23 protein-coding genes are annotated in these 23,141 nt (G+C 56.8%); 8 read left to right on the forward strand and 15 right to left on the reverse strand.

Features of this window, described 5'->3' with window-relative positions; genetic code table 11:
- Positions 1–26: 26 nt before the first annotated feature.
- A complete protein-coding gene (locus V1599_RS03250; RefSeq protein WP_112011878.1) occupies positions 27–1,727 on the reverse strand; it encodes an AsmA family protein in 1,701 nt (566 codons plus the stop codon).
- Positions 1,728–1,846: 119 nt separating this feature from the next.
- Positions 1,847–3,238 carry an NCS2 family protein gene (locus V1599_RS03255; protein WP_112011879.1) on the reverse strand — a complete coding sequence of 464 codons (1,392 nt, stop codon included), beginning with the start codon at positions 3,236–3,238 and terminating at the stop codon, positions 1,847–1,849.
- Between the two features lie 224 nt (positions 3,239–3,462).
- Between V1599_RS03255 and gltS the strand changes: the two genes are divergently transcribed.
- Complete coding sequence (gene gltS, locus V1599_RS03260) at positions 3,463–4,665, forward strand: sodium/glutamate symporter (RefSeq protein WP_112011880.1); 1,203 nt, start codon at positions 3,463–3,465, stop codon at positions 4,663–4,665.
- 3 nt (positions 4,666–4,668) lie between these two features.
- Here gltS and recG read toward each other — a convergent pair whose 3' ends face one another.
- From recG to gmk, 5 genes are read right to left on the reverse strand one after another with little or no spacing between them, the layout of a single operon-like run.
- Complete coding sequence (gene recG / locus V1599_RS03265; protein ID WP_112011881.1) at positions 4,669–6,750, reverse strand: ATP-dependent DNA helicase RecG; 2,082 nt, start codon at positions 6,748–6,750, stop codon at positions 4,669–4,671.
- A gap of 3 nt (positions 6,751–6,753) precedes the next feature.
- Positions 6,754–7,443, reverse strand: coding sequence for a tRNA (guanosine(18)-2'-O)-methyltransferase TrmH (gene trmH / locus V1599_RS03270; RefSeq protein ID WP_112011882.1), 690 nt, complete (start codon positions 7,441–7,443; stop codon positions 6,754–6,756).
- 4 nt (positions 7,444–7,447) lie between these two features.
- Positions 7,448–9,562, reverse strand: a complete 2,115-nt coding sequence (spoT, locus tag V1599_RS03275) for a bifunctional GTP diphosphokinase/guanosine-3',5'-bis pyrophosphate 3'-pyrophosphohydrolase (RefSeq protein ID WP_112011883.1) — start codon at positions 9,560–9,562, stop codon at positions 7,448–7,450.
- 19 nt (positions 9,563–9,581) lie between these two features.
- Entirely contained in the window at positions 9,582–9,857 is a 276-nt protein-coding gene (rpoZ, locus tag V1599_RS03280) for a DNA-directed RNA polymerase subunit omega (protein WP_000135058.1), read from the reverse strand.
- A 54-nt stretch (positions 9,858–9,911) separates the two neighbouring features.
- Positions 9,912–10,535, reverse strand: coding sequence for a guanylate kinase (gmk, locus tag V1599_RS03285; RefSeq protein ID WP_028017843.1), 624 nt, complete (start codon positions 10,533–10,535; stop codon positions 9,912–9,914).
- 251 nt (positions 10,536–10,786) lie between these two features.
- Between gmk and ligB the strand changes: the two genes are divergently transcribed.
- Positions 10,787–12,457 carry an NAD-dependent DNA ligase LigB gene (gene ligB, locus V1599_RS03290; protein ID WP_395301021.1) on the forward strand — a complete coding sequence of 557 codons (1,671 nt, stop codon included), beginning with the start codon at positions 10,787–10,789 and terminating at the stop codon, positions 12,455–12,457.
- A gap of 2 nt (positions 12,458–12,459) precedes the next feature.
- Here ligB and V1599_RS03295 read toward each other — a convergent pair whose 3' ends face one another.
- Both V1599_RS03295 and V1599_RS03300 read right to left on the reverse strand, forming a co-directional pair.
- Positions 12,460–13,077 carry a trimeric intracellular cation channel family protein gene (locus tag V1599_RS03295; protein ID WP_112011885.1) on the reverse strand — a complete coding sequence of 206 codons (618 nt, stop codon included), beginning with the start codon at positions 13,075–13,077 and terminating at the stop codon, positions 12,460–12,462.
- A gap of 204 nt (positions 13,078–13,281) precedes the next feature.
- Positions 13,282–14,145 (reverse strand): YicC/YloC family endoribonuclease, encoded by an 864-nt coding sequence (locus V1599_RS03300; RefSeq protein WP_112011886.1) that lies wholly within the window; start codon positions 14,143–14,145, stop codon positions 13,282–13,284.
- A gap of 124 nt (positions 14,146–14,269) precedes the next feature.
- Here V1599_RS03300 and rph point away from each other — a divergent pair, with 124 nt between their 5' ends.
- Together rph and pyrE are read left to right on the forward strand one after the other, a co-directional pair.
- The gene (gene rph / locus V1599_RS03305) at positions 14,270–14,986 is read left to right on the forward strand and encodes a ribonuclease PH (RefSeq protein WP_112011887.1); all 717 of its coding nucleotides are present in this window, start codon (positions 14,270–14,272) and stop codon (positions 14,984–14,986) included.
- A 67-nt stretch (positions 14,987–15,053) separates the two neighbouring features.
- Positions 15,054–15,695 carry an orotate phosphoribosyltransferase gene (pyrE, locus tag V1599_RS03310; RefSeq protein ID WP_112011888.1) on the forward strand — a complete coding sequence of 214 codons (642 nt, stop codon included), beginning with the start codon at positions 15,054–15,056 and terminating at the stop codon, positions 15,693–15,695.
- 83 nt (positions 15,696–15,778) lie between these two features.
- Here the strand turns inward: pyrE and slmA are convergent, their stop codons facing one another.
- From slmA to coaBC, 3 genes are all read right to left on the reverse strand, one after another.
- Positions 15,779–16,375 (reverse strand): nucleoid occlusion factor SlmA, encoded by a 597-nt coding sequence (gene slmA, locus V1599_RS03315; RefSeq protein ID WP_112011889.1) that lies wholly within the window; start codon positions 16,373–16,375, stop codon positions 15,779–15,781.
- Between the two features lie 119 nt (positions 16,376–16,494).
- The gene (gene dut, locus V1599_RS03320; protein ID WP_146745779.1) at positions 16,495–16,953 is read right to left on the reverse strand and encodes a dUTP diphosphatase; all 459 of its coding nucleotides are present in this window, start codon (positions 16,951–16,953) and stop codon (positions 16,495–16,497) included.
- Positions 16,931–18,142, reverse strand: a complete 1,212-nt coding sequence (coaBC, locus tag V1599_RS03325) for a bifunctional phosphopantothenoylcysteine decarboxylase/phosphopantothenate--cysteine ligase CoaBC (RefSeq protein ID WP_181573243.1) — start codon at positions 18,140–18,142, stop codon at positions 16,931–16,933. The genes dut and coaBC overlap by 23 nt, the downstream gene beginning before the upstream one ends.
- 175 nt (positions 18,143–18,317) lie before the next feature.
- On the opposite strand from coaBC, the gene radC reads away from it, so the two are divergent.
- The 4 genes from radC (at position 18,318) to mutM (ending at position 20,509) form a co-directional block, all read left to right on the forward strand.
- Positions 18,318–18,983, forward strand: coding sequence for a DNA repair protein RadC (gene radC / locus V1599_RS03330; protein WP_112011892.1), 666 nt, complete (start codon positions 18,318–18,320; stop codon positions 18,981–18,983).
- Positions 18,984–19,200: 217 nt separating this feature from the next.
- Positions 19,201–19,437: a 50S ribosomal protein L28 gene (rpmB, locus tag V1599_RS03335; RefSeq protein ID WP_013511031.1), complete on the forward strand. Its 237-nt coding sequence runs from the start codon at positions 19,201–19,203 to the stop codon at positions 19,435–19,437.
- A gap of 22 nt (positions 19,438–19,459) precedes the next feature.
- Positions 19,460–19,627: a 50S ribosomal protein L33 gene (gene rpmG, locus V1599_RS03340; protein ID WP_003024094.1), complete on the forward strand. Its 168-nt coding sequence runs from the start codon at positions 19,460–19,462 to the stop codon at positions 19,625–19,627.
- A gap of 72 nt (positions 19,628–19,699) precedes the next feature.
- Entirely contained in the window at positions 19,700–20,509 is an 810-nt protein-coding gene (gene mutM / locus V1599_RS03345) for a bifunctional DNA-formamidopyrimidine glycosylase/DNA-(apurinic or apyrimidinic site) lyase (RefSeq protein ID WP_112011893.1), read from the forward strand.
- A gap of 42 nt (positions 20,510–20,551) precedes the next feature.
- On the opposite strand, the gene coaD is transcribed toward mutM, so the two are convergent.
- Genes coaD through waaA form a run of 3 tightly spaced genes read right to left on the reverse strand, consistent with a single transcriptional unit; the run spans position 20,552 to position 23,079 of the window.
- A complete protein-coding gene (gene coaD / locus V1599_RS03350; RefSeq protein ID WP_112011894.1) occupies positions 20,552–21,031 on the reverse strand; it encodes a pantetheine-phosphate adenylyltransferase in 480 nt (159 codons plus the stop codon).
- Positions 21,032–21,034: 3 nt separating this feature from the next.
- Positions 21,035–21,805, reverse strand: a complete 771-nt coding sequence (locus tag V1599_RS03355; protein ID WP_112011895.1) for a glycosyltransferase family 2 protein — start codon at positions 21,803–21,805, stop codon at positions 21,035–21,037.
- Positions 21,805–23,079, reverse strand: coding sequence for a lipid IV(A) 3-deoxy-D-manno-octulosonic acid transferase (waaA, locus tag V1599_RS03360; protein WP_112011896.1), 1,275 nt, complete (start codon positions 23,077–23,079; stop codon positions 21,805–21,807). Before waaA ends, V1599_RS03355 begins: the two co-directional genes overlap by 1 nt.
- Between the last annotated feature and the right edge of the window lie 62 nt (positions 23,080–23,141).

A 23,141-nucleotide genomic window follows, 5' to 3' on the forward strand; every position in this document is an offset into this window, starting at 1 on the left:
TCTTTCAGAAAGGGGCCGGGTTTGCGCTATGGGGAGGAGGGAGATGAAGGGGATAAAATTACGCCTCCCGTCATCACCTGCTGCACCTGCTGTTTTTCCATATTTACCGCATCTAGCTTGCCGTTAACCGTCGGCTTTAGCGGCGCGTTGGCCTGCACGCTGCCGCTGGCCGTTAGCTGAATATTGCCATCGCCGCCGATGGGAAGCGCTGGCCAGCCCCACTGTTGCAGGATGTTGAGCGGTACGCCGCGCCCGTTCAGGCTGACGGTGGTCTGGCGTTGCGCAAGCTGCGAAACCGTCGCCGTGGCTTCCAGAATGCCCTTCTCGGTAAAGGCGCTCAGCTCGGTGATATTCACCGTCGCGGCGTTGGCGTTGAGCGCCAGCGACGGCCGGCGCACGTCGACGCGGTTAAACGTTGCCGCCGCGCCGTTCAGCGTTGCGTTGCCGCTCCACACGCCCCACTGGCGGTCTTTCGCCAGCTGCAGGTTGGCGCCGTATCCATCCAGAGAGGTGATCTGCCACGGGAATGACGGATCGATGTCGATCACCAGGTTGCGGCTCAGGCCAAATTTTTTCAGCGTGACGCTGTTCAGCCATTGCGGAAGCGTGTCCATCCACAGCGTTTTCCAGTTCTCCGGCAGCGTGTATTCCAGCCCGGCGACGGCCACGTCGTCCAACACCAGCGCCTTGCCGTCGCGTAGCCAGCTGCCGGAGGTACGCACCATGCCACCTTCCCAGCGGGAAGTGAACTGGCGTAGCGCAATGCCCTGCGGGGAGAACTCCGCGTTCAGGATCGGATCGAAGAGATGCAGCGAGCCATAAATAAACTCGCTGGCGTTCATCGACAGTCGCCCTTCGTTGCTCTGCCAGTCACCTTTGCTGAGCGTAATATTGCGCAGGCTTAAATCGAGATCGGTGACCGCCCAGTCAGGCCCCTGCAGGCGAGCGTCGGTCACTTCAAGACGACCAATTTTCAGGGAAGGAACGGTGTTCAGCGGCGCGAAGAAATCCAGCAGCGGCTTATCGCTTTGCAGGCGGATATCGTTCAGGCGCAGGGTGTCGATCGCCCAGCTTCCGTCAGCGTTGCGCTGGGCCGAACCCGTCAGCGAACCGCGCGCCATGTCGGCGCCCAGGGTTTTCAGCACCACCTCGTTGCCGTTGAGCTGGCCTTCAATCAGCACGTTGGTAGCGGGTAGGCCGTTCAGCGTCAGTGAACCCGCGCTCATCTGAATTTGCGCATTTTTCCCCAGCACGTTGCCCGCTTCTGGCTGCCACGGGCTAACGCCGCCCGTCACTTTTTGCGCGCTGAGATCCCACTCCGTATTGGGGCTATTGAACGCCATGTTGTTGAGCTGGAGACGGTCGGCCTGGAAGGGCAGCGGTGCGGTCTGCGGTGAAAGATTCAGCGTGCCGTCATCAAGAGTAATGGTATCCATATGCAGCGGGTCGGTGAGCTGGCGGCTGCTTAGGCCAATATCCACTTTTTTAGCGACAAGCGTGGCGGGTTTGCCGTCGCGGCCAAAGGTGACATTTTCCAGAATGAGGTGTGATGGAGATGAAAAACGGTGGTCCATCAGGTCAAAATTGAGTTCGTAATCGGTATTTACCGTTATCCAGCTGCTGACCTGCGCTGCTCCCCAGCGGGTCTGAATAAGAAAATAGAACGCCAGCACCACGACGAGCAGGGCGATCAGAAGATAGACAATAAGCTTTCCAATAAATTTCATGGTCTTCCATCCCGCGAAACGTACATAGGTGAGTTATGCACGATTTATGCGCAATCCTCAAGGCGGGAATGGTGTAAAGAGATGTCGCGACAGGTATTGACGGCCTGCCGCGATGGCGATCAGTTTTTCTCTGGCGGGAAGACGAGGTTCAGCACGATGGCCGTGATGCCGCCGGCGGCGATACCGGAAGAGAGCAGATTCTTCACCCAGTCAGGAGCGAACTGCAGGATCAGCGGCTGCTGCGAAACGCCCAGGCCCACGGCCAGCGACAGCGCGATAATCATGATTGCGCGGCGGTTCAGCGGCTCGCGGGAGACAATACGCACGCCGGACGCGGCGATAGTGCCGAACATCACCAGCGTAGCGCCGCCCAGCACCGGCTCGGGGATGTGCTGCACAAACCCGCTGACCGCCGGGAACAGGCCCAGCAAAATCAGCATCAGCGCCACCACAAATCCGACGTAGCGGCTGGCAACGCCGGTCAGTTGGATCACGCCGTTATTCTGGCCGAAGCAGGAGTTCGGGAAGGTATTGAACACCGCCGACACAAAGGAGTTCAGGCCGTTTGCCAGCACGCCGCCTTTCAGGCGTTTCATGTAAAGCGGGCCAGAAACCGGCTGCTCGGAGACGTCAGACGTCGCGGTGATGTCGCCGATGGTTTCCAGCGAGGTGATCATAAAGACCAGCATCAGCGGCAGCAGCAGGCTCCAGTCGATGCCCAGGCCGTAATAGAGCGGCGTGGGAACGGTAATCAGCGCGCCGTTGGCTGGCGCGGTATTTTCCGGCAGCATGCCCAGCGCCCATGCCAGCAGATAGCCTGCCGCCATGGCGATAACCAGCGACGCCACGCGCAGGTATGGATTGCGCTGGCGGTTGAGCAGGATAATGATCCCCAGCACCACGCCCGCCAGCAGCAGGTTTTTAGGCGCGCCGAAGGTGTGGTCGCTCATCGCCGCATAGCCGCCGCCGATGGACGTTAAGCCGACCTGAATCAGCGACAGGCCGATAATCATCACCACCACGCCAGACACCAGCGGCGTAATCACGCGGCGAGCCAGGTGCAGCACGCGGGAGATGACCATCTCCGTGCAGCTTGCCAGCATCAGCGTACCAAAGAGCGCAGCCATCATGGTCGGGACGTCCGCACCGCCGGTTTTTAACGCCGTGCCGCCCATAATTAAAGGCGCGACAAAGTTAAAGCTGGTGCCCTGAATCGACAGCAGGCCGGAGCCTACCGGCCCCCAGGCTTTAATTTGAATAATGGAGGCAACGCCTGAAGCAAACAGGGACATGCTAATGATGTGCTGCGTATCTTCAGCCGGTAAGCCGAGCGCCTGACAGATCAGCAGCGCAGGGGTAATCACGGCGACAAACATGGCCAGCAGGTGCTGACAGGCGGCGAAAATTGTTTGAGGGAGCGGTGGGCGGTCTTCAAGGCGGTAAATTAATTCGCTGTTATGCTTCTGCGCAATCGGTTGCGCATCAGAAGACTCGACGGTGTTAACGGACATTGGCTGCAATCCCACGGTGGAAAAGCGGGCATTTTAGCTGAGCACCTGGCAAAAGCAAACGATTGCCAGCAAAAAAAGACGAGAAAATCTGCCGACGCGAGCAGGTTTTTTCCAACACATCGGCAAAAAAAATTACACTTTTCACGCCGGTCGCTCATTTTGAGCGCAAATCGGCGCAGGATAACGCCGCGTGTTGATGAAACGCGCGCATAAAGGAGCTTTCTATGATTCATCTTGATACGTTGTCGACCCTTGTTGCCGCAACGCTAGTCCTTCTGCTAGGCCGTAAGCTGGTGCACAGCGTTTCCTTTCTGAAGAAGTACACTATTCCTGAACCCGTCGCCGGCGGATTGCTGGTGGCGCTGGCCCTGCTGGTGCTGAAAAAAAGCATGGGCTGGGAAATTGATTTTGATATGTCCCTGAAAGATCCTCTGATGCTGGCCTTCTTTGCCACCATCGGGCTAAACGCCAATCTCGCTAGCCTGCGTTCGGGTGGTAAGGTGCTGGGCGTATTCTTGATTGTGGTGGTAGGGCTGCTGTTGATGCAAAACGCCATCGGTATCGGCATGGCCACGCTGCTGGGGCTGGACCCGCTGGTGGGGCTGCTTGCTGGGTCTATTACCCTGTCAGGTGGACACGGAACCGGAGCCGCGTGGAGCAAGCTGTTTGTGGAGCGCTACGGCTTTGAAAACGCAACGGAAGTTGCTATGGCCTGCGCAACCTTCGGCCTGGTGCTTGGCGGACTGATCGGTGGCCCGGTTGCACGATATCTGGTGAAACACTCCGCAACGCCGGACGGCAGGCCGGATGATGAGCTGGTGCCAACCGCGTTCGAAAAACCTGACGTCGGGCGCACGATTACGTCGCTTGTGCTGATCGAAACCATTGCGATGATTGCTATCTGTCTTACCGTGGGAAAAGTCGTTGCGCAATGGCTCTCGGGAACCGCCTTTGAGTTACCGACCTTCGTCTGCGTGCTGTTTATCGGCGTGGTGCTGAGCAACGGTCTGGCGCTGATGGGTTTCTACCGCGTGTTTGAACGCGCGGTGTCCGTGCTGGGTAACGTCTGTCTCTCACTGTTTCTGGCGATGGCGCTGATGAGCCTCAAGCTGTGGGAGCTCGCCTCACTGGCCTTGCCGATGGTGGCGATCCTCGCAGTACAGGCCGTGTTTATGGCCTTGTACGCGATGTTCGTGACCTGGCGCATGATGGGCAAAAATTACGATGCGGCGGTACTGGCTGCAGGCCATTGTGGATTTGGTTTAGGGGCAACCCCGACGGCAATCGCCAATATGCAGGCAATCACGGAGCGTTTCGGCCCGTCGCATATGGCATTTCTGGTGGTTCCGATGGTCGGGGCGTTCTTCATTGATATTGCGAATGCGCTGGTGATTAAGCTGTATCTGATGCTGCCGATCTTTGCCTAAGGGTCAGGCATTAGAATAGCGCTCGGTTTCCGGCATCCAGCGCTCGATTAGCGCGTTAGCCTGTTCCGGGTAACGTTCATGAATATGGCGGGCAAGGCGCTGAACTTCGGGGATCAGCGCCTGATCGCGCAGCAGATCGGCCACTTTGAACTCGGCGTTGCCCGTCTGACGCGTGCCCAGCAGTTCGCCAGGGCCGCGTATCTCCAGATCTTTTTGCGCAATCACGAAGCCATCGTTGCTGTCGCGCAGCACCTGAAGGCGCATCTGCGCGGTCTTTGACAGCGGCGCTTTGTACAGCAGCACGCAGTGTGAGGCGACCGCGCCGCGCCCCACGCGCCCGCGCAGCTGGTGGAGTTGCGCAAGGCCGAGTCGCTCCGGGTTTTCGATGATCATCAGGCTGGCGTTCGGCACGTCCACGCCCACTTCGATGACCGTTGTCGCAATCAGCAGGTGTAACTCACCCTGCTTGAATGACTGCATGACCGCCTGCTTTTCTGCGGGCTTCATGCGCCCGTGCACCAGGCCAACGTTCAGCTCCGGCAGGGCGATCTTAAGTTCTTCCCACGTCGCTTCCGCGGCCTGGGCTTCCAGCAGCTCAGACTCTTCAATCAGCGTGCAGACCCAGTACGCCTGACGTCCTTCCTGGGTACAGGCGTTGCGCACGCGATCGATGATATCGCTGCGGCGCGTGTCAGGAATTGCTACGGTAGTGACCGGCGTGCGTCCCGGCGGCAGTTCGTCAATGGTGGAGGTATCCAGATCGGCGTAGGCCGTCATTGCCAGCGTGCGCGGAATGGGCGTCGCGGTCATGATCAGCTGATGCGGATGGAAGCCTTGCTGCAGCCCTTTCTCCCACAGCGCCAGGCGCTGGTGGACGCCAAACCGGTGCTGTTCATCAATGATGACCAGCGCCAGGCCATTAAACTGTACCTGTTCCTGGAAAATGGCGTGCGTACCGACAATCATCTGTACCTGTCCGCTGGCAATTGCTTCCTGCTGTGCGATGCGCGCCTTGCCTTTTTGCTTGCCTGCCAGCCAGCCGACATCCACGCCGAGCGGGGCAAACCAGCTGCGGAAGTTATTCGCGTGCTGCTCTGCCAGCAGTTCGGTGGGAGCCATCAGCGCCACCTGCTTGCCGTGGGCAATTGCCCTCAGCGCGGCCAGCGCGGCAACCAGCGTCTTACCGGAGCCAACGTCGCCCTGAACCAGGCGCATCATCGGTACATCAAGCGCCATATCGCGTTCTATTTCTGCGGTCACGCGCGCCTGCGCGCCGGTTGGCTTAAACGGCAGCGAGGCCAGCAGCTTATCCTTGAGATCGTCTCGTGGGCTTAACGGCTGAGCGTGGAAACGCTGCGCGCCCGCGCGAAGCGCGAGCATGCTCAGGTTATGTGCCAGTAACTCTTCAAGGATAAGCCGCCGCTGGGCTGGATGTTTGCCGCTTTCTAAATCACTGAGCTGAAGGGACGGCGGCGGACGGTGCAAGGTACGCAGCGCTTCCGGCAGGCTCATCATGCCCTGCGCCAGCTCCGGTGGCAGCAGTTCGTTGATGGCGCAGGTATCGAGTAGCTCCAGCGCCTGGTCGGTAAGCTTGCGCAGCGTCGCCTGCTTAATGCCTTCAGTCGTCGGATAAACCGGCGTTAGCGTTTCCTGCAGTTCCGGCATGCTGAGATCGCCCTGCACGCGATACTCCGGGTGGATCATCTCCGCGCCGTATTTACCGCGTTTAGCTTCACCATACGCCAGCACGCGGCGCCCAGTGGCAAGGCTGTTTTTCATCGCCGCGTTGAAGTTGAAAAAGCGCATCGTGAGAATGCCGGTGCCATCGCTTATCTGGCAGGTCATCATCCGGCGTCCGCCGAAGGTGATGTTGCTGTTCAGAACTTCGCCTTCAACGGTGGCATAAATACCGGGAAGCAGGTCGCCAATTTTATACAGCTGGGTGCGGTCTTCGTATCGGAGGGGGAGGTGGAGCAGGAGATCCTGCACGGTATGCAGTCCAATTTTAGCGAGCTTGCTGCTTTGCGCCGCGCCCACGCCGGTCAGCGTATTGAGCGGAATGGCATCCAGCAGGCGGCCTTTCATCGCTTATCCCGCATACTGCATAGTGGCCCACCACGCGGCATCGGCTTCAATCTCGCCCTGCGCGTTAACGTGGGGATACGGCAGTTTTTTCTGCTTCGCAACGCGAGCCAGCACCGGGTAGCCGCCTTCGAACAGCAGGCGCTGCTGCTCATCTTCCGGCAGCATGCTGTTGCTGCGCTCGTACATGCCTGCGTTCTGACGCTGGCGCTGCGCTTCATACAAAATCAGCGCCGAAGCGACCGAAACGTTCAGAGACTGCACCATGCCGATCATGGGAATAATGATATCCCGATCCGCCAGATCCAGCGCTTCCTGCGTGATCCCGGTTTTCTCCTGGCCCATCAATATGCAGGTTGGCCGGGTGTAGTCGATCTCGCGGAAATCCACGGCTTTATCAGACAGGTTGGTCGCCAGCACCTGCATACCGCGGCCTTTCAGGTGCGATACGGCTTCACCGATGGTGTGATGCGTTTTAACGGAAACCCAGCTGTTACTGCCTGCGGCGGTAGATGCCATGGTGCGCATGCGCGTACCCGGCCAGACGGCGTGCACTTCATGCACGCCGACAGCGTCTGCGGTGCGGACAATGGCAGAGACGTTATGAGGTTTGTGGACCTGCTCCATGCAGACCGTCAGGTCAGGCTGACGCCTGGCGAGCATTTCGCAGATACGTGCATAACGTTGTGCATTCATAAAGCTAGTTTCTGTTTCGGGTGACTTTAATGACGTCCGGCATGACGCGGATCTTGCGCATGATATTTGCCAGATGCACGCGGTCGCGGGCCGTCAGGCGAATAAAGGCGCTGTACACGCGGCCATCTTTTTCTTCCGTATTCAGGCTTTGAATGTTGGACGTGGCCGTGTTGATTGCCGCAGTCAGGTTTGCCAGTGCACCCTGGTGGTTAAACATATCCACCTTGATTTCAGTGATAAATTCCTGCGCCGTCTCTTTATCCCACTCGACCGCCATGAACTTTTCAGGCTCTTTCTGGTAGCCGCGAATGTTGCGGCAGGACTCGTGGTGGATGACCAGGCCTTTGCCTGGACTCACGTGCGCAATAATCGGATCGCCCGGAATCGGTCGGCAGCATTTAGCGAAGGTGATGAGCACGCCGTCTGCGCCTTTGATAGGCAGGTGTCCGTGGCCTTGCGCTGCGGCTGGAACGGCGGTTGCGTCTCCCTGCTGCAGGTTCTTGGCGACCACGACGCTCATAGCGTTACCAAGGCCAATTTCGGCCAGCAAATCATCCAGCGAGGCGAGCTTCATGCGCTCCAGCTCATGCTGAATATTTTCCGGCGGGATCTCTGCCAGCTTACGGCTGCCGCCCAACGCGTGGTTGAGCAGTCGACGCCCGAGGCTAACGGAATCATCGCGCTTGAGGTTTTTCAGCAGCTGGCGAATCTTGGCGCGCGCTTTTGAGCTGACGACAAAGTTCAGCCAGGCCGCGTTCGGACGTGCGCCCGGCGCAGTAATAATTTCCACCGTCTGGCCGCTGGAAAGCGGTTGAGACAGCGGATAAGGCTGCCTGTCGACGCGCGCACCCACGCAGGCGTGACCGATATCGGTATGCACGGCGTAAGCGAAGTCAACCGGCGTTGCGCCCGCAGGCAGTTCGACAATGCGCCCTTCAGGTGTGAAAACGTAAATCTCATCCGGGAAGAGATCGGATTTGACGCTCTCGATAAATTCAAACGAGCTACCCGCACTCTGCTGGAGTTCCAGCAGGCTTTGCATCCAGCGCTGGGCGCGGATTTGTGCAGTGGTGCTGCTTTCGCCGCCGTGCTCTTTGTAAGCCCAATGCGCAGCCACACCCATCTCTGCCATCTGGTCCATGTCTTCGGTGCGGATTTGCACCTCAACAGGCACGCCGTGCGGGCCGATCATCGAGGTGTGTAAAGATTGATAGCCGTTCGCTTTGGGAATGGCGATGTAATCTTTCACGCGACCCGGACGCGGCTTGTACAGGCTGTGCATCTGGCCCAGTACGCGATAACAGGTGTCGGAGTCATGAACAATCACGCGGAATGCGTAAATATCCATGATCGAGTGAAAACGCTGCTCTTTAAGCACCATTTTGCAGTAGATCGAGTACAGGTGCTTTTCGCGACCGCTAACGCGGCACGGTATTCCCGCTTCCTGCAAGCGCCCTTCGATTTCAGAGAGGATTTTTTGAATCATCTCTTTACGGTTGCCGCGTGCGGCTTTAACCACCTCTTTGATCACGCGATAGCGGTTTGGGTACAACGCTTCAAAACCCAGCTCTTCCAGCTCGGTTTTAATGTGATGAATACCTAAACGGTGCGCCAGCGGGCTATAAATTTCGAGGGTTTCACGGGCGATGCGGCGACGCTTGTCCGGGCGGAGTGAGCCCAGCGTGCGCATGTTGTGGGTGCGGTCAGCGAGCTTGATGAGGATGACGCGGATATCCTGCACCATCGCCATAATCATCTTGCGGAAGTTTTCGGCTTGCGCCTCTTTCTTATCGCGGAATTTAAGCTTATCAAGCTTAGAGACCCCTTCCACCAGTTCGGCAACGCTTTTACCAAACAGCTGTTCCATATCCTGGTAGGTGGCAGGGGTATCTTCAATCACGTCATGCAGCAGGGCAGCCATCAGCGTTTCATAGTCGAGTTTCATCTCGGCCAGAATGCAGGCTACCGCTACCGGGTGCGTGATATAGGGTTCACCGCTTGAACGTGTCTGACCCTCGTGAGCGTCACGTGCAACGAGATACGCCTGCTGAAGACGTTTGATCTGGTCTTCAGGCAGGTAGGTTTGAATCAGTTGATTCAGGCTTTCAAACAGATACAAGGGCGACCCGCAGGTTTAATTAACGACGACCTTCAGCAATGGCGGTTACGGCCTGCAGTTCTGCGGCTTCCTGCTCTTGCTGCTCCTGGCGCTCACGCACGTCGAGGATCTGGTTGTTAATCAGACCTTCTTCGATTTCGCGAAGTGCAATAACGGTGGTTTTATCGTTTTCTTCCGGTACCAGCGGATCTTTGCCGCCTACCTGCATCTGACGAGCGCGACGCGCGGCGACCAGCACCAGGTCAAAACGGTTACCAATTTTCTCTACAGCGTCCTGAACAGTTACGCGTGCCATACTTAAAATGCTCCACAGGTGAAGAAATGACTGGGCATGATACTGAAAGTGGGTTCAGTCTGCCAACAGTTTGGTGATTAAAGCGTCATGTCGCTGCTTCTGGCGGCTCATGCGCAGACGTTCTGCACGAAGAATGGTTTTGAGATCGCTCAGCGCGGCATCAAAATCATCATTCACAATAAGGTAATCATATTCCGCGTAATGGCTCATTTCTGCAACTGCCTGCTCCATACGCTTTGCGATCACTTCTTCGCTGTCCTGGCCGCGGCCGCGCAGGCGGCGATCCAGCTCATCTTTCGACGGCGGCAAAATAAAGATGCTGCGTGAATCCGGCATTTTCTTGCGAATCTGCTGGGCACCCTGCCAGTCAATATCCAGAAACACATTCACGCCGGTTGCCAGAACCTGCTCAATCGTTTCACGCGAGGTTCCGTAGTAGTTACCGAAAACTTCCGCGTGTTCAAGAAACGCGTCTCTGCCAATCATTGCTCTAAATTCGTCATGATTTACAAAGAAATAGTGTTCACCGTGCACTTCACCCGGACGCGGCGCTCGCGTGGTGTGAGAAACAGAAACCTGCGTGTCGTACAACGGTTGGGTTTTTAACAGTGCCTGAATAAGGCTGGATTTACCCGCGCCACTAGGGGCAGAAACAATATAAAGCGTGCCTTGAGCCATGAGAGTCTTTTGTATGTGTTAGCGAAGAAGTCCTACATACGGGCTTATTATACACGTCGCCGCTGTGTGACGTAGCCTTTGTCACACTTTTTCCCGTGGATTATTGAATTTTGCGTGCCGTTTTCAGGTTTTACGTGTGGTTTACAGCAATAAAAATAAATCTTTGAAAGCGTCTCGCAGGACGAAAGGTTGCTGTTAGCGCTGTTTTACGCCTCGGGGTATATCTCCTTTAACGTAAAGGAGGAGTAACAATGTGGCGATGGATAAGCGGATTGATGCTGTTGTGGTGTGGGTACGGCGCGGCGGTGTGCCCCGTCTGGTCGCAGGCTAAAGCAGATAAAGAGATTACGGCGTTAAGCAAACAGATCAAGGGATGGGACGATAGCTACTGGAAGCAAGGCGTAAGCGAAGTGAGCGACGAGGTTTATGACCAGCTCAATGCCCGGTTAGCGCAGTGGCAGCGCTGTTTTGGCCAGGAATCTGCAGGGAGTGGCCTTCCAGCTCTGGTAGGAAACGTACCTCATCCGGTTGCCCATACGGGCGTACGTAAAATCGCCAGCAAGGAAGCGCTGCGGGAATGGATGCAGGCGCGTCACAACCTGTGGGTGCAGCCCAAAGTGGACGGCGTTGCGGTCACGCTGATCTACCGTAACGGCACACTCTCCCAGGCCATCAGCCGTGGCGATGGGATAAAGGGCGAAGACTGGACGGCGCAGGTACGTTCGATCCCGGCGGTTCCTGCTCGTATAAAAGGCGCGCTCGGCAATAGCGTGTTGCAGGGAGAGCTTTTTCTCCTGCGCGATAACCATATACAGCAGCAGATGGGGGGAATGAACGCGCGCGCAAAGGTGGCGGGGGCCATGATGAGGCAAACAGATCGCGCTTTGCTAAGCCAAATAGGCATATTTATCTGGGCCTGGCCGGATGGCCCGCACTCCATGCAGCAACGGCTTGTCGAGCTGTCTGCTGCGGGCTTTGATTTAACGGCACGTTTCACCCTTGCGGTTCACTCTGTGGATGATGTCGCCAGGCAGCGCGCGCAATGGCTAACGGCGCCGCTACCTTTTGTGACGGACGGCATTGTCGTGCGTTCAGAAAATGAACCTGCCGGTGAACGCTGGCTGCCAGGAGACGGAAGCTGGGTTGCGGCATGGAAATATACGCCTGTTGCACAGGTTGCTGAAGTACGGGACATTCAGTTTGCGGTAGGTCGTACCGGAAAGATTTCCGTTATGGCGGCGCTTGAGCCGATACGGCTGGACGATAAACGCGTGCAGCGAGTCAGCCTGGGAGCGGTTGGGCGCTGGCAGCGGCTGGACATTGCGCCGGGCGATCATGTCATGGTGAGTCTTGCCGGGCAGGGAATTCCCCGTTTCGATAAGGTCGTCTGGCGAGGGGCCGATCGGCAAAAACCGCAGCCTCCGGTATCGCATTTTCATTCGCTGACCTGTTTTTACGCCTCACCCGAGTGTCTGGAGCAGTTTATTGCGCGCCTTTCGTGGTTAAGCTCGAAGCAGGGGCTGAATATTAAGGGGCTTGGCGAGTCTGGCTGGAGAGCGCTGCACCAGGCGCACCGTTTCGAGCATATTTTTTCATGGCTACAGCTCTCACGGGAGCAGCTGTCGGCCACGCCGGGCTTTTCTGCGGCGCGCGGGCTGGCGCTTTGGCACAGTTTTAATCTGGTGCGCGAGCAGCCGTTTATTCGCTGGATTACGGCGATGGGAATACCGATGACGAAAGCCGCGTTAAGCGCGTCTGGCGCGGATTCCTGGCATGCGATGCGTAAGCGTAACAGCGCTGACTGGCAGACCTTGCCCGGAACGGGGGCGGAGAAGGCAAGGCAAATTATTCATTGGCTGCAAGACTCTCAAGTTAATGCGCTGGCAGCGTGGCTGGCTGAGCAGCACATCAACGGTTTTTAAACTCAGTGGGCGTTGTGCTTATAGTCAAACACCGGGAGCCCCAGCTTCAGGCGCAGCGCCAGCATTCGGGCCGTAAAACCAAACAGCAGCGTGGAGATGACCACGACGTCGTGGTTGGAAACATAATGCTGCAGGGCAACGTAGAGCACGGCCGCTGCGAAGGAGATCCCCGCATACAGCTCTTTCTGGAACACCAGCGGAATGCGTTTGCAAAACATATCCCGCAGCACGCCGCCGAATACACCGGTAATGACGGCAGCAATAGTGGCGATGACGGGGCCTTCACCCATATCGAGCGCTATTTGTGCACCGATGATCGAAAATACGATGAGGCCAAGCGCATCAAGCACCAGGAACAGTCGCCGCAGGTGAGGCATAACGGGGGCGACGATGGTGGTTAAAACGGCGGCTGTCGCAACGATAATCACGTACTCAGGGTTCTTCACCCATCCCAATGGATAATGCCCAAGCAGGATGTCGCGTACGGAGCCGCCGCCCAGCGCGGTCGCGGTAGCAATGATGATCACGCCGAAGGTGTCCATACGACGACGTCCGGCAGCCAGCGCGCCCGTCATGGCTTCGGCGGTGATGCCAATGAGATACAGAATATGAAGCAACATATAACCTCCGGTCAGAACGCGGGCAGGTTAGCGATTTGTGCGCAATATCACGATTGAGATTTTCTAAGGCGAGTCGGTTTGCCCTATAAATTTTTATCACGTTATGCTGGTTAGGCTTTATGAGAGGCGGTGAGAGGGAACAATGAGTGTCTGAATGGATTAGAAATAGTAATGGGTGGCGCAGCCTACACCACCCAAAAGATATTACTCGATATTCTGGATCTGCTCGCGCATCTGCTCGATCAGAACCTTCAGCTCAATTGCAGAATTGGTCACTTCGGCATTGATGGACTTAGACGCCAGGGTGTTCGACTCGCGGTTGAACTCCTGCATCATAAAGTCGAGGCGGCGACCCACGGCTTCTTTTTTCTTCAAGATGTTGTAGGTCTCTTTGACGTGTGCCTCCAGACGATCCAGCTCTTCGGCCACGTCCACGCGCTGTGCCATCAGCACCAGCTCTTGCTCCAGACGGGTGTTTTCCAGCTGAACTTCCGCTTCTTCCAGTTTGGCGACAAGGCGCTCGCGCTGCCACTGCAACACTTCTGGCATATGAGTACGCACCTTCGCCACTTCATTGCTCACGCCCTCAAGGCGCTGCTCAATCATCCCTTTCAGCGCCTGGCCTTCGGTCTCGCGGGCAATGATAAAATCGTCCAGCGTGCCGTCGAGGGCGGCAAGGATTTCCGCTGTGATTGCGTCCAGGTCCTGCTCGCCGGCCGCCATAACGCCAGGCCAGCGCAGAATATCAACAGGGTTAATTTCGCCTTCATCGCTCTGCATTTTGACCCAGTTCGCTGCATTCACGAGCTGTTTCGCCAGTTTTTCGTTGAGGATCAGCTCGCCCTGCGCGCTGGCGTCCGGCTCGAAGCGCAGGTTACATTCTACTTTTCCGCGCGTCAGGCGAGTACGGATGCGCTCACGCACAACGGGCTCAAGGCTGCGGAACTGCTCCGGCATACGGAAATAGGTTTCCAGATAGCGCTGGTTTACCGAACGCATTTCCCAGGTGGCGCTACCCCAGCTACCTTTGATTTCACGGCGGGCGTAGGCGGTCATACTGCGGATCATAGATGTTCCCGTTTTTAAAGGAGAGATGGGGGGATTATAGCTTTCGGGGGCTTCTCAGGATAGGAATAAGCGTCCTTTATCCGTATAATGCGCAGCCACATTCGTTTCAAGCCGGAGAATCATCATGCGTCCAGCAGGTCGTAGCGCCAATCAGGTGCGTCCCGTCACTCTGACCCGTAACTATACAAAACACGCAGAAGGCTCCGTGCTGGTTGAGTTTGGTGACACCAAAGTGCTGTGCACTGCCTCTATCGATGAAGGCGTTCCGCGTTTTCTGAAAGGGCAGGGACAGGGTTGGATCACCGCCGAATACGGCATGCTGCCGCGCGCAACCCACACCCGCAATGCTCGTGAAGCGGCAAAGGGCAAGCAGGGCGGCCGTACTATGGAAATTCAGCGATTGATCGCCCGCGCGCTCCGCGCTGCGGTTGACCTGAAGACGCTCGGCGAATTTACCATCACTCTGGACTGCGACGTGATTCAGGCTGACGGCGGTACGCGTACCGCATCTATCACCGGTGCATGCGTTGCGCTGGCGGATGCCCTGAACAAGCTGGTGGCGGCCGGTAAGCTTAAAACCAACCCGATGAAAGGGATGGTTGCAGCCGTTTCCGTTGGGATCGTTAACGGTGAAGCCCTGTGCGATCTGGAATACGTTGAAGATTCCGCTGCCGAAACGGACATGAACGTCGTGATGACCGAGGACGGGCGCATCATTGAGGTGCAGGGGACGGCAGAAGGCGAGCCGTTCACCCACGAAGAACTACTCACCCTGCTGGCGCTGGCCCGAGGGGGAATCGAATCCATTGTAACGACGCAGAAGGCGGCGTTAGAAAATTGATTTTAAAGGCGACCAATGAGTCGCCTTTTTTTTGCCTGTAAGACAGAAAAAACAGAGGAGCGAATCCATGAAATCGTATCAGCGCCAGTTTATTGAGTTTGCGCTTAACAAGCAGGTACTTAAGTTTGGCGAATTTACGCTGAAATCCGGGCGCAAAAGTCCTTATTTCTTCAATGCCGGGCTGTTTAATACCGGGCGCGATCTGGCTCTGTTAGGCCGCTTCTACGCCGAAGCGCTGGTGGATTCAGGAATTGATTTTGACCTGCTTTTTGGCCCTGCCTACAAAGGCATTCCGATTGCGACGACAACGGCGGTTGCGCTGGCAGAACATCACGATCGCGATGTGCCGTACTGCTTTAACCGCAAAGAGGCCAAAACGCACGGCGAAGGCGGCAACCTGGTGGGAAGCGCGCTGCAGGGCCGCGTAATGCTGGTGGACGATGTCATCACCGCCGGGACTGCCATTCGGGAATCCATGGAGATTATCCAGGCCAACGGCGCGACGCTGGCGGGCGTGCTGATTTCTTTAGATCGCCAGGAGCGCGGACGCGGCGAAATCTCCGCTATTCAGGAAGTTGAGCGCGATTACGGCTGTAAAGTGACGTCGATTATCACCCTGAAAGATCTGATTGCGTATCTGGAAGAGAAGCCTGAGATGGCGGACCATCTGGCTGCGGTGCAGGCATATCGGGAAGCGTTTGGCGTGTGATTTTTTGCCCGGTGGCGCTAGCGCTTACCGGGCCTGCGGAATTAGCAGGCCGGATAAGGCGAAGCCGTCATCCGGCAAAAATATTACTGCAGCTGTGCTGCGACCAGCGGCCAGCGGGCGTCAAAATCTTCCGTTGGACAGTATTTAAATTCGCTGCGCACAAAGCGGGAGAGCATCCCCTCACAAAACGCCAGAATCTGGCTTGCCAGCAGCGTTTCATCAGTAGTGTAGCCCTCGCCTTCACGCATTTTCTTCTCACGCAGTACCTGGCGCAGCTGCGCTTCGATGCGTTCGAAAAGCTGGTTAATGCGTCCCTGAAGACGGTCTTGCTCGAACATGAGCGCGTGGCCGGTCAGGATACGGGTTAATCCGGGGTTGCGTTCGCCAAAGCCCAGAATCAACAGCACAATCAAACGCAGACGTGCGGTAGTGTCTTTCTCATCTTTCAGGATCAGGTTGATGCGCGTGATCAGGCTGTCTTCAATAAATTCGATCAGGCTGTCGAACATCCGGGTTTTACTCGGAAAATGACGGTACAGCGCCGCCTCTGACACGCCTACGGACGCGGCCAGTTTAGCGGTGGTGATGCGTTGACTGCCATCGCTGGATTCAAGCATCAGAGCCAGAGATTGAAGTATTTCTTCGCGACGGTTCCTTTTCGCGGTTTGTTTTTCTGCCATGTTACAAAATACCCCTGAAAATAAGCACTGCCAGGCTGGCATCCACACAACGACCGCAAACAAGCGTTTGCGGTTTGTTATTGCATTATGGCGCGGTGAGATGCGTGTCTATCGGACGATTATTTGCGTCCGGAATGGCCGAAGCCGCCTTCGCCACGGTCGGTAGCGTCGAAATCTTCTACCAGGTTAAATTCGGCCTGTACCACCGGTACAAAGACCATTTGCGCAATACGCTCGCCGGGCTCAATAGTGAAGCTGTCCTGGCCGCGGTTCCAGACGGATACCATCAGCTGCCCCTGATAGTCAGAGTCAATCAGGCCGACCAAATTACCCAGCACGATGCCGTGCTTATGGCCCAAACCAGAGCGCGGCAGGATCACTGCCGCCAGCGACGGGTCAGCGATGTGAATAGCCAGGCCCGTTGGGAGCAGGGTCGTTGCGCCTGGAGCCAGCTCTACGGCGTCATCGAGACAGGCGCGCAGGTCAAGACCGGCAGAGCCGGAGGTGGCATAGGTTGGCAGCGCAAATTGCTTGCCAACGCGCGGGTCCAGAATCTTAACGTCGATTTTTTTCATCATAACGGGTAACGATCTCGTCCAGTAATTGTTGGCCCAGGAGTTCCTTGCGCTCAAGCGGTAAGATTTTATCTCCATCCTGCCAGAAAAGGTGCAGTGCGTTGCTATCGCTGTTAAATCCTTGCGTGGACAGCGATACATCGTTCGCGCAAATCAAATCGAGGTTTTTGCGGGTACGTTTTTGCCGGGCATATTCTTCCACATTATTTGTTTCGGCGGCAAACCCAACAACGTAAGGCCGACGGTCTTTCAGTGCGGCAACCCCGGCAACGATATCCGGATTTTTGACCATTTTTATTGTCAATTCATCGCCTTGCTTTTTGATTTTTGCATCGGCAATGGTTTCGGCACGGTAGTCGGCAACGGCCGCACAACCAATAAAAATGTGCTGTTTTTGTGCATGCGTCTGCACAGCGGCTTCCATCTCCAGCGCGGTGGTGACGTCAATGCGCTGGACGAACGGCGGCGTTGATAGCGAAACCGGACCGCTCACCAGCGTGACGTTCGCGCCGCGTTTGGCCGCTGCGGCAGCAATGGCGAAGCCCATCTTACCGGAGCTGTGGTTGGTGATATAGCGTACCGGGTCCAGCGGCTCGCGCGTTGGGCCTGCGGTAATCATGATGTTGAGATGTTGCAGATCGTTGACAGGCGAGAAATGCGAAGCCGCCATATCAACGATAGCCAGCGGGTCGAGCATACGCCCCGGGCCTACATCACCACACGCCTGGCTGCCGCTGTCTGGTCCCCAAATCAGCAGGCCGCGCGAGGCCAGCGTCTCAAGATTATGCTGGGTGGCGGCGTTGCGGTACATCTGCTGGTTCATGGCCGGAACAACGGCGACGGGCGCTGGCGTGGCAAGACAAATGGTAGAGACCAGATCGTTCGCCATACCCGCGGCAACGCGGGCAATCAAATCAGCCGTGGCGGGTGCCAGAATAACCAGATCCGCCCATTTTCCCAGCTCGATATGGCCCATCGCGGCTTCAGCTGCGGGATCGAGCAGGCTGTCGGAGACGGGGTAGCCCGAAACGGCCTGCAGGCTCAGAGGGGTAATAAAGGCTTTACCGCCTTCGGTTATAGCCACCCGCACATCGGCCCCGCGCTCGCGCAAACGGCGCACCAGGTCAGGCGTTTTATAGGCAGCAATGCCGCCGCTTACGCCAAGAACGATTTTTTTACCGGCCAGGCTCATCATGATTCTTTCCTGTTGGGTTTCACCAGAGAGCGGGCATTTTATCACAATCCTAAAAGTGGGGTGATGCTGTCCGCTGTTGCACTTTGCGAGGCGTTACGCAAGAACACAAATTGCGGGTCGAACAGCCTGATAGCGCTGTGGCAGCATGGTGACAGCCATAAGGAGACCGAGCATGGAAGAGATATCACCGCTGCTGCCGCGCGAAAAAATGCTGCGCTATGGAATTACATCCCTGACCGATGCCGAACTGCTGGCGTTGTTTTTGCGTACCGGAACGTCGGGCAAGAGCGTGTTCGTACTGGCGCGCGACTTAATTGCGCATTTTGGTTCGCTGCATGGCCTGCTGACTGCTGAAATGGAGGCGTTCAACGACGTTGGTGGCATTGGCGTGGCGAAATTTGCCCAGATCAAAGGCATCGCCGAGCTTGCGAGGCGCTTTTACACCGTCCGAATGCAGGAGGAAGACCCGATACTGACGCCGGAAATGACCCGCGATTTTCTGCAAAGCCAGCTGGCAGACGCGGAGCGCGAGATCTTTATGGCGATCTTTCTCGACAACAAAAATCGGGTGCTGAAGCATTGCCATCTGTTTTCAGGTACATTAAGCCACGTTGAGGTTCATCCACGAGTCATTGTGCGGGAAGCGATAAAAGTGAATGCAGCCGGGGTGATCCTCGCGCATAATCACCCCTCTGGCTGTGCAGAACCAAGTAGAGCCGACAAAGAAATTACCAGGCGCATTATTAAATGCTGCCAAATCATGGATATTCGCGTGCTGGATCATCTGATTATTGGCCGCGGAGAGTACATTTCCTTCGCCGAACAGGGTTGGATTTAGACTATTTCTCGCGATCCATCGGGATCTTTGTCTGTTCGGGACTTGAGCACACCGCCGAGTCAGCGTATACTACGCCACCTTTGAGAATCTCGGGTTTGGCATTTGGGCCTGGCAATCGAGAGTTCAATAGAACTATGCGATGACCGGGCTGTAAAGCCTGACGAGGCGCCGATACCCCATACGAAGCTCGAGCTAATTTGATTTTTGGAGAATAGACATGTCCCGAGTCTGCCAAGTTACTGGCAAGCGTCCGGTGACCGGTAACAACCGTTCCCACGCACTGAACGCGACTAAACGCCGTTTCCTGCCGAACCTGCACTCTCACCGTTTCTGGGTTGAGAGCGAGAAGCGTTTTGTCACCCTGCGTGTATCTGCTAAAGGTATGCGTGTAATTGATAAGAAAGGCATCGATACAGTTCTGGCTGAAATCCGTGCCCGTGGCGAAAAGTACTAAGTACTTAAAGAGGAAATAAATCATGGCTAAAGGTATTCGTGAGAAAATCAAGCTGGTTTCTTCTGCTGGTACTGGTCACTTCTACACCACCACGAAGAACAAGCGTACTAAGCCGGAAAAACTGGAACTGAAAAAGTTCGATCCAGTTGTCCGTCAGCACGTACTGTACAAAGAAGCTAAAATTAAATAATTTTAACCTTCCTGTACTGAAAAACCCCGCAACTGCGGGGTTTTTTGCATTCTGCATCTCAACGGAGGAACCATGCCTGAATTACCCGAGGTAGAGACCAGCCGCCGTGGCATCGAACCGCATCTGGCTGGTGCTACAATTCTTCATGCCGTCGTTCGCAACGGTCGGCTTCGCTGGCCGGTCTCCGATGAGATCCATGCCCTGAGCGATAAGCCTGTTCTCAGCGTTCAGCGGCGCGCTAAATACCTGCTGCTGGAGCTTCCTGACGGCTGGATTATCATCCATCTTGGGATGTCCGGCAGCCTGCGTATCCTTACCGAAGAGCTGCCTGCGGAAAAGCACGACCACGTTGACCTGGTGATGAGCAACGGCAAGGTGCTGCGCTACACCGATCCGCGTCGTTTCGGCGCTTGGCTGTGGACAAAAGAGCTCGAAGGGCATAGCGCACTGGCGCACCTAGGGCCCGAGCCGCTCTCTGACGCGTTTAACGCAGAATACCTGCAGCAGAAGTGTGCAAAGAAGAAAACCCCAATTAAGCCCTGGCTGATGGATAACAAGCTGGTGGTTGGCGTGGGGAACATCTATGCCAGCGAATCGCTGTTTGCGGCCGGGATCCATCCCGATCGGCTTGCCTCTTCGCTCTCGCCGCAGGAGTGCGAGCTGTTGGTCAGAGTGATTAAGGCCGTGCTGCTGCGCTCGATTGAGCAGGGGGGAACGACGCTGAAGGATTTCCTGCAAAGCGACGGCAAGCCGGGCTATTTTGCGCAGGAGCTGCAGGTCTATGGTCGAAAAGGGGAGCCGTGCAGAGCGTGCGGAGCGCCGATTATTGCGACAAAGCACGCGCAGCGCGCGACGTTTTACTGCCGCCAGTGTCAGAAGTAGGGCCGTTGCAGGCCGGGCAGGCACAGCCCGGCAGTCAGACGGCTACTTCAGCTTTTCCATTAACGCCCGGTGAACGTTATCCGGCAGGAAATGGGTCACGTCGCCCTGGTGCCGCGCAACCTCCTTCACCAGCGAGGAGGAGATGAACGACCACTCTTTCGACGGCATCAGGAACACGCTTTCCAGTTCCGGCATCAGGTGGCGGTTCATGTGCGCCAGCTGCATCTCATACTCAAAGTCCGCCACCGCGCGTAAGCCGCGGATCAAAATGTTGGCCTGCTGGGCGCGAGCGAAGTTGGCCATCAAATCGCTAAACCCGACCACCTCAACGTTTGGCAGATGCGCAGTGGCGTCCGTCGCGAGCTGAACGCGCTCGTTCAGGTCAAACATGGGTTTCTTGGAGGGGCTGGATGCAATCGCCAGTATCACCTTGTCGAACATGCTCGCCGCGCGGGTGATGATATCAAGATGACCGTTGGTGATCGGATCGAAGGTACCCGGATAAATCGCTTTTGTGCTCATGGCTCACGTTTTCTCTGAGTAGCCGCGGCACAGCGCCCACAGCTCGGTGTATTTGTTGAAAGTATACTGGGCATTTACCACTGCCAGTAACCATCCCTGCTTGCCGTCCAGCACGCCGCCGCGCAGCAGCAGCGTTTTCAGAAACGCGCCCAGCGTATGGGTGAAAATCCCGGACAACGAGACCTTCTTGCCGCGCTGATGACGCTCCTGCGCCCACGCGGTGGCGTAGTTAAGCTGTTTGCGCTGGAAGCTGGCAAAGTCGCGGCAGGTCAGGTGAAGCAGGTCGCCCGCGAGCGGGATCACCGCCGCGCCGTCGCAGGCCAGTGATTCATGCACCAGATTATCGTTATAGCGATAGCGCTCGCGCTCATAAAGGCGCGTGACGCGATCGGGATACCAGCCGCTATGGCGCATAAAGCGGCCAAGGAAGTAGTTGCGACGCGCGATGCTGTAGACCGCACTGGGCTGAGGGGCGGCAAGGACCGCTTGAATCGACTGCCTCAGCTCCGGCGTGATGCGCTCATCGGTGTCGATCATTAAGACGTAATCGCCGGAGGCATAAGACTGCGCGCGCTGGCGCTGGATGCCGTAGCCTTGCCAGTCGGTATCGACATAAACCTTTACGCCCGCGGCTCGGGCAACGTCTACGGTAGCATCATCGCTGCCGGAGTCGAGCAGGACGATCTCGTCGGCCCAGCTGACGGAGGCCAGGCAGTCCGGCAACAGGTCAGCGGCGTTTTTGGCGATCATCACGACCGACAGGCGCGTAGGCATCAGTGGCTCCGCTGAGGCAAATAGGGCTGCAGAAGCTGTAGCAGGCGGGTCAGCGCGCCCTGGTTCTGATGCAGTACTTCGACAGCATGACGGCCATACCACAGGCGGTAATCTTCGTCGGTGAGAAGGGTCGAAACCTCTTTCACCACCGAATCCGCATCGGTCACGGTAATCAGGCCGTCGGCCTGCTGCAGCTTGGCGCAGATATCTTTGAAGTTAAACGTGTGCGGCCCCATCAGCACCGGGATGGCGTGCGCGGCAGGCTCAAGCGGGTTATGGCCGCCGCGCTCAACCAGGCTGCCGCCCACAAACGCCAGATCGGCAATGCCGTAAAGCAGCATCAGCTCGCCCATCGTATCGCCAATCACCACCTGCGTGCTGCCGGAAGGCACTTCACCGCTGCTTCGCAGGGTAAAGCTGAAGCCGCCTTTCTGCACCATTTCACGGGCATCTTTAAAGCGCTCCGGGTGGCGTGGAACCAGAATCAGCAGCAGGTCCGGGAACTGCTCAAGCAGCTTGCGGTGCGCCTGCAGGATAATTTCCTCTTCGCCGTCGTGGGTGCTGGTGGCAATCCACACCTGACGGCGCGGGGCCCACTGGCGGCGCAGCGTCACCGCGCGGGCAGCCAGCTCGGGGGTTACGGAAATATCAAACTTGAGGCTGCCAGTGACTGCCAGCTGGTTGCGTTTGAGGCCAAGAGCGATAAAACGCTCAGCGTCTTCTTCATTCTGGGCGGCAATGAGCGTGATTTTGCCGAGCAAGCGACGCATGGCTTTCCCGAGCTTGCCGTACCCTTTTGCCGAGCGCTCCGAGAGGCGGGCGTTGGCAATCACCAGCGGGATTTTGCGGGCGTTCAACGCTGAAATCATATTGGGCCACAGCTCGGTCTCCATCACGATCACCAGCTTAGGGCGAACGGTATTGAGGAAACGGTTCATGGCGCAGGGCAGGTCGTACGGCAAGTAGACGTGATGGACGTCTTTACCGAATGCGGACATCACGCGTTCGGAGCCGGTAGGCGTCATGGTGGTGACGGTGATCGGCAGTGACGGATAGCGGTGGCGCAGCGCGCGCACCAGCGGGATCGCCGCCAGCGTCTCACCGACAGAAACGGAATGCAGCAGTATTCCCTCGGGCGCAACCTTGTTTTTACAATATCCATAACGCTCGGCCCAGCGTTTTCTGTAAGCGGGAGCCTTCCTGCTACGGAGGAGCAAGCGCAGCCAGACCAGCGGTTGTATAAGGTAAAGCAAAGTGGTGTAAAGCAATTCCAAGGGTTCTATCCGTTTTTTTGTTTTGGCGGGCAAATTCTAAGCATTTAGCGGTACTAAAGCTA

It is taken from the genome of Enterobacter sp. ECC-175, assembly GCF_043968675.1.
Taxonomy (GTDB): domain Bacteria; phylum Pseudomonadota; class Gammaproteobacteria; order Enterobacterales; family Enterobacteriaceae; genus Enterobacter.